The organism is Lishizhenia sp. (assembly GCF_057456495.1).
The window spans coordinates 1-6,454 of record NZ_JBVCPV010000174.1 but is presented as its reverse complement, the minus strand read 5'-3'; the positions used below and the strand labels follow the sequence as shown (position 1 = coordinate 6,454).

Here is a 6,454-nt window from a genome sequence, read left to right as displayed (position 1 = left end):
ATTATGAAATTGGACAACGTTTAGGACTCGAAAACTTGCGTGTACTTTCTCCCAAAAATGATGTACTGAATAAATTGGTTGTTTTTGTTCCTAAGAACTATGCTCAAGAGCTTAAAAAAGCTCTTTATGAGGCAGGTGCTGGACACATAGGTAAATATGCTGAATGCTCCTTCCAAACAGAAGGAATCGGTACCTTCACCCCACTCGAGGAAGCAGATCCTTTTATTGGAACAACAGGCGAAAATGAAAAGGTTGAAGAAAGTAAAGTTGAGGTTATTGTTGACAATTACAAACTGGGTAAAGTTATAGCAGCAATGCTGAAAGCTCACCCTTATGAAGAAGTTGCCTACGACGTTTATGCCTTAAAGAATCAACATCAAGAATTAGGTTCTGGAATGCTCGGAGAATTGCCTTACGAGATGGATACCAAAGAATTTCTAACATTGATAAAAACCAAATTTAATTGTGGTGTAATTCGTCATACAAATATCCATAAAGAACAGGTTAAAAAAGTTGCATTTTGTGGTGGTTCTGGAAGCTTTTTATTGGGGCAAGCTAAAGGCGCCGGAGCAGACATTTACATCACAGGAGATTTCAAGTATCACGAATTTTTTGATGCTGAAAACCAAATTATTATTGCAGATATTGGACATTTTGAAAGCGAACAATACACTCCTCACCTTTTAGAGCGTATTTTGAAGAAAAAATTTATTAACTTTGCAGTTCGTTTAACAGGAGTAAATACAAATCCTATAAATTATTTTTAGCGCGATATGGCTACAAAAACTAAGGAAGTTTCGACTATAGCAGAAAAACTAGATGCTCTTATCAATCTACAGAGCATTGATTCAGAAATAGATAGAATACGTACAATACGTGGAGAATTACCTTTAGAGGTTGAGGATCTTGAGGATGAATTGGAAGGTTTAGAGACAAGAATCAACAAAATGAAGGATGAGCTTAAAGATCTGGAAACAGAGATTACAGATCGTAAAAATGCTCAAAAAGATTCTCAAACAGCTATTTCTGCTTACAAAACGAAGCAAGATAACGTTAGAAATAATAGAGAATTCGAATCTTTAAGTAAAGAAATTGAATTCCAGGAATTGGAAATCAAATTAAACGACAAGAAGATCAAAGAAGCAAAAGCTCGTATTGAAAACAAGAAAGAGGTTTTGGCTGAAGCTACTGAACGTTTCGAGGGGAGAAAGAAAGATTTAGACGCTAAGAAAAGTGAACTAGACGCTATCATCGCTGAAACGCAGAAAGACGAAGAGAAATTGATCAAGAACTCTGAAAAGGCACAAAAGAAAATCGACGATAGATTGGTTAAAGCCTACAACAGATTAAGACAAAACGCGAAAAACGGTTTAGCCGTAGTTCCTGTAGATAGAGATTCTTGTGGAGGATGTTTCAACAGAATCCCACCACAAAGACAAATGGATATTCAAACTAAACGTAAGATTATCGTTTGTGAGCACTGTGGAAGAATCTTAGTGCCAGGAGAAGAATAAAAATAATTTGTATGAAAGAAGGTTGTCAGTTTTGACAACCTTTTTTTTGTCCTTCCCTTTCCATTAATCAATACACAAAAAAAGACTGCTCCCTAATGGAAACAGCCTTTCATATTCTAAGCTTATTATTTTATACTTTTTCTACAAACTCCATGATTTTATCATAACAGTATTGTAGTTCTTCATTTGTAGTACAATAAGGCGGATTTAAGAACATAATATTTCCTAAAGGACGCAACAACATGCCATTCTCTAAAAAGAAGTTGTAAGCTTCATCTCTAATGTTAGAGAAATAGGTATTCCCCTCCCCTGTTTCAATTTCAAGGGCCATTATCGTCCCCGTAATTCTAATTTCACTTACTTTCTCATGCTTATCATTTGCAGCTTTAAATGCCTCATGACTCGCTGTAATTCTATCCAAGTTTTCCTTCAACTCTGGTTTAGCAAACAAATCTAAATTTGCACATGCCACAGCACATGTCACAGGGTTACCCGTATAGCTGTGCCCGTGTAATAAAGCTTTCACTTTCTCATCATCTAAGAAACCTTCGTATAAACGCTCGGTTGCAACGGTAAGCCCCATAGCTAACGCTCCTGCTGTTAAACCTTTTGATAAACAAACAATGTCTGGCTTGGCTTCAATGTGATCCATAGAGAACATCTTCCCCGTTCTCCCCCATCCTGTCATAACCTCATCAAAAATTACCAAGGCATCGTGTTCTTGAGCGAGTAATGTAAGTTTGTTTAAGAACTCCGGACTGTACATACGCATACCTCCTGAACCTTGCACCAAGGGCTCAACTATAATACCTGCAAACTCTCCTGTTTTCAAAAACTCTTCGGCTTGTTTTAAGACCTCTTCTTCTTTATCTTTAAATGGAAAGTCCAAGTAGTCAACATCAAAGAAAAAATGTTCAAATGGAGCATTGAAATAAGAACGTTGTCCTACTGACATTGCACCAAAAGTATCACCATGATAAGCACCATCTAGGGCCAATACTCTCTTCTTATCAATGCCTTTATTGTACCAAAACTGGAAAACCATTTTCAAGGCAACCTCTATCGCTGTTGAACCATTATCTGAAAAGAATACTTTGGTAAACTTTTCCGGTAAAATACCTACGATACGTTCTGCTAACTCTACGGCCTTTGGATGTGTAACACCCGCCAATAAAGTATGGTCTAAAGTTTTAAATTGTTCTGCTAAGGCTTGTTGGATATGTGGATGACCATGTCCGTGAACATTTACCCACCAAGAGGAGTTACAATCAATATAACTCTTTCCATTTTCATCGTATAAATAACTTCCTTCGGCACGAACAATTGGCAATGCATCACCTGCCGTTTTCATTTGAGTAAAGGGATGCCAAACGTATTTTTTATCTCTTTCTAAAAGTTCGCTCATTACAATTTCTCTTTAATAATTTGTGCTTGTTCTTGTATAAAATTTGGTGTAATTTCTTTGGCTAAAGGAACTCTGTAGATTACAGGAATACCGTATTTTTTCGCAATGATACTTTCTGTAGTCTTATGTTCCTCCCCTACGTAAATAATTCCTGCAATTTCGATTCCCTCGCGTTGCATTAAATCTATAGTCATCATCGTATGGTTAATACTACCTAAGTAGTGACGCGATACAATGATTGTAGGTAAATTAAAGTGTTTAAACAGGTCTAAATAGGTTTCGGCCTTTGCATTGAATGGAACCATCAAACCTCCAGCGCCTTCAACTACTAGATTTGCATCAACCTCTGGAACTTTAAAATCTGACAATTCTATGTTTACACCATCAATCTCTGCTGCCGCGTGAGGCGACATTGGTTCTGATAAAGCAAAGCGCTCTTGCATGACGCGTACCTTGTTTGAACAATACTTTTGGACTTTTTTGGTATCAGAAAAATTGAGATCTCCTGCTTGTACAGGTTTCCAATAATGTGCTTCCAAAGCTTCGCTTAATATTGCACTCACCACAGTTTTTCCAACGTCTGTTCCTATACCTGTTACTGCAAACTTCTTAAACTCTTTCACGGTTCGTAATTTTCTAAACTATTGTTGTAAATTTTCCTTCCTAAAAAAAGTCCAACCTTTTCGGCTGGACTTTCTTTGATTATGATCTTAATTCTGCTTTCAAATCTTTTTCCAGCAGTCCTCTAATCTTTTCCATGACGGTATCTACCTGTTTATCTTTCAAGGTTTTTTCAGCATCTTGGAAAGTAAAGCTTACTGCGTAAGACTTCTTACCTTCTTCCAATTTATCACCTTCGTAAACATCGAATAGATTAATATCCTTTAAAATTTTCTTATCCGCCTTGCGCGCTAAAGTAACGATCTCGGCAAATGTCACTTCCTTATTTAGTAATAAAGAGAAGTCACGTCGCACAGCGAACGTTTTGGGCAATTCTGTAAATTTCACCTTGTTCATTTTCATGGCATCCACAATTGCATCCCAATCTAAATCTGCAATAAATACATCTTGCTTAATACCAAAGTGTTTCTTCATTTTTGGAGAAATCCATCCTATTTCTCCCATCTTAAATTTCAACACATTTAACTGAACACCATCTACTAAAATAGACTTTTTCAATTCTTTCTGTTGTAGCATTCCGGCTAACCCTAAACGCGTAAAGATAGCTTCTACGTGTGCCTTTAAGGTATAGAAATCAACTTTTGCTTTACCTGCATTCCATTGTTCCTTTTCCTTCAGTCCTGTTAATGCAAAAACCAAACGCGTATTCTCGTTGTATTCAGCATCAAATTTTCTGTATACTTTTCCAAATTCGTACAATTTCAAATCTGGGTTTTGTCTGTTCTGGTTGTGCGCTACACTTTCCAATGCTCCAAAAATCAAGGACTGACGCATTACATCTAGGTCTTGACTTAAAGGATTTAACATGGCTACGTTGCGCTCTGGAGTTAATACTTCTCCACCTAATTTTTCAACGTATGTGCTTTGCGTTAACGAGTTGTTCATCATTTCAGATGCACCCAAAGAAGTCAACAACTCGGCAACAGTATACTGTAATTTCTCTCTATCCACTTTTGGTCGAGCAGATAAAGATGTGTTCAATTTTGTAGGAAGCGGTATGTTATTGAATCCGAAAATCCTCAACACTTCTTCAATCACGTCTGCCTCTCTTGTTACATCAACACGGTAAGCTGGAATCTGCAATTGAGCGACTCCATTTTCTTTACTTAAAATTTTGATGTCTAAGTTTGTCAAGATCGCATCTACCTTATCTTCGGCAATTTCAGTACCGATTAAACGGTTACATCTGTCGTAAGAAAACTCAACCTTTACATTCTCTATAGGATTTGGATATAGGTCTGTTACTTCAGAACTGATTACACCTCCAGCCAATTCTTTGATCAACAAAGCAGCTCTTTGAAGAGCGAAAGCTGTCATATTTGGATCCACTCCTCTTTCGAAACGGAAAGATGAATCTGTATTTAATCCATGAGCTTTTGCCGTTGTTCTTACTGATACTGGATTAAAGTAAGCTGATTCTAAGAAAATAGCTGTTGTATCCTCTTTCACTCCTGATTCCAAGCCTCCAAAAACACCTGCAATACACATGTTTTGCTCGCCGTTAGTAATCATTAACTGATCACCAGCTAAAGTTCTCTCTTCTTCATCCAAAGTAGTAAACTTAGCTCCTTCAGCAGCAGTTTTTACAACTACATTTCCATTCACTGTTCTTAAATCAAAGGCATGTAAAGGAGAACCTAATTCGTGCATTACATAATTGGTAACATCCACAACATTATTGATTGGAGATAATCCAATAACACGTAAAGCGTTTTGTAACCATTCTGGAGAAGGTGCTACTTGAATGTTACTTATAGTAACACCGGCATATCGCGGACACAAGTCTGAATTCTCAACTGAAACGTTCACCGTTTCTGAAGTCTCGTCTACTTTAAAAGCTTTAACAGATGGTAAATCTAGACTTAAGTTAGCATCTTCATGTACATTTAAGTATGCCACCAAATCTCTGGCAACTCCAATGTGTCCCATTGCATCGGAACGATTAGGAGTTAAACCTATTTCTATTAAATAATCATCTTCTAGATTAAAGAAAGAAGCTGCTGGCATTCCTACCTCAGTTTCTTCAGGTAAAACCAAGATACCTGCATGAGATTGTCCTAAACCAAGTTCATCTTCGGCACATAACATACCTACAGATTCTACTCCTCTAATTTTAGATTTCTTGATTTTAAAAGCTTCTTCGGGAGATGGGTAAAGCGTACAACCTACAGTTGCCACAACAACTTTTTGTCCGGCTGCCACATTCGGTGCTCCACATACAATTTGTAATGCTTCACCGTTATTAACATTTACCGTAGTAACTTTTAACTTGTCTGCATTTTCGTGGGGCACACAAGTTAAAACTTCACCTATCACAACACCTTTCAATCCTCCTTTTACACTTTCAACTTTTTCAAGACCTTCAACTTCTAGTCCTGTATCGGTTAAAATCTTAGAAATTTCTTCTGGTGTTTTATCTGTATTAACGTAGCGTTTAAGCCACTTGTATGATATTTTCATTTCTCCTTTTTTGAGCTTAGTAACGAATTTAAAACACGAAAATAATCATCGCATTTCATCGCTTTTTCAATCGCCCCCAAAAGTAAAAAAATTGTTCTGATTTTAAAGGAGAACTAGCTCCTAAAAAGCCCTTATACTTTGTAAGTTGCTAACACATCTGGCTTTTTGGGTTTAGGTTTTCCCAACATCAAATCCAGGTGCAAGCGCAAGACCTGTCCCATGGTCTCACAATTCTCAAATCTATCGGTTTGATGATACTCATTCAATTCCTTTTTTAAACTATCTCTTTTTTGATCTGTAGAGAGCACATCATCGTGCATGGAATTCAACAAGTTAGTTAATCGTGTACGTGCAACATGGTACCTCTTTTTCATCAAAGTTCTTTCCTCATGTT

The 6,454-nt window shown here is 37.0% G+C and carries 5 protein-coding genes and 1 pseudogene; 2 read left to right on the top strand and 4 right to left on the bottom strand.

Annotation, left to right across the window (positions count from 1 at the left end; translation table 11 throughout):
* Together AC22ZQ_RS11645 and AC22ZQ_RS11640 are read left to right on the top strand one after the other, a co-directional pair.
* On the top strand, positions 1 to 767 hold a 767-nt coding region (locus AC22ZQ_RS11645; RefSeq protein ID WP_318958943.1), incomplete at its 5' end, for a Nif3-like dinuclear metal center hexameric protein.
* A gap of 6 nt (positions 768 to 773) precedes the next feature.
* Positions 774 to 1,514: a zinc ribbon domain-containing protein gene (locus AC22ZQ_RS11640; RefSeq protein WP_318958942.1), complete on the top strand. Its 741-nt coding sequence runs from the start codon at positions 774 to 776 to the stop codon at positions 1,512 to 1,514.
* A 130-nt stretch (positions 1,515 to 1,644) separates the two neighbouring features.
* Here AC22ZQ_RS11640 and bioA read toward each other — a convergent pair whose 3' ends face one another.
* From bioA to AC22ZQ_RS11620, 4 genes and pseudogenes are all read right to left on the bottom strand, one after another.
* Positions 1,645 to 2,919: an adenosylmethionine--8-amino-7-oxononanoate transaminase gene (gene bioA, locus AC22ZQ_RS11635; RefSeq protein ID WP_318958941.1), complete on the bottom strand. Its 1,275-nt coding sequence runs from the start codon at positions 2,917 to 2,919 to the stop codon at positions 1,645 to 1,647.
* A complete protein-coding gene (gene bioD / locus AC22ZQ_RS11630; protein WP_318958940.1) occupies positions 2,919 to 3,542 on the bottom strand; it encodes a dethiobiotin synthase in 624 nt (207 codons plus the stop codon). The genes bioA and bioD overlap by 1 nt, the downstream gene beginning before the upstream one ends.
* Positions 3,543 to 3,621: 79 nt before the next feature.
* Positions 3,622 to 6,060 (bottom strand): phenylalanine--tRNA ligase subunit beta, encoded by a 2,439-nt coding sequence (pheT, locus tag AC22ZQ_RS11625; protein ID WP_318958939.1) that lies wholly within the window; start codon positions 6,058 to 6,060, stop codon positions 3,622 to 3,624.
* A 131-nt stretch (positions 6,061 to 6,191) separates the two neighbouring features.
* Positions 6,192 to 6,454 (bottom strand): annotated as a pseudogene (locus AC22ZQ_RS11620) (hypothetical protein); the annotation flags it as partial.

Bases quoted from the DNA above. Each gene is read 5' to 3' on its own strand.
- bioA (WP_318958941.1), bottom strand. From the start codon at position 2,919: ATGAGCGAACTTTTAGAAAGAGATAAAAAATACGTTTGGCATCCCTTT.
- AC22ZQ_RS11640 (WP_318958942.1), top strand. From the start codon at position 774: ATGGCTACAAAAACTAAGGAAGTTTCGACTATAGCAGAAAAACTAGAT.
- pheT (WP_318958939.1), bottom strand. From the start codon at position 6,060: ATGAAAATATCATACAAGTGGCTTAAACGCTACGTTAATACAGATAAA.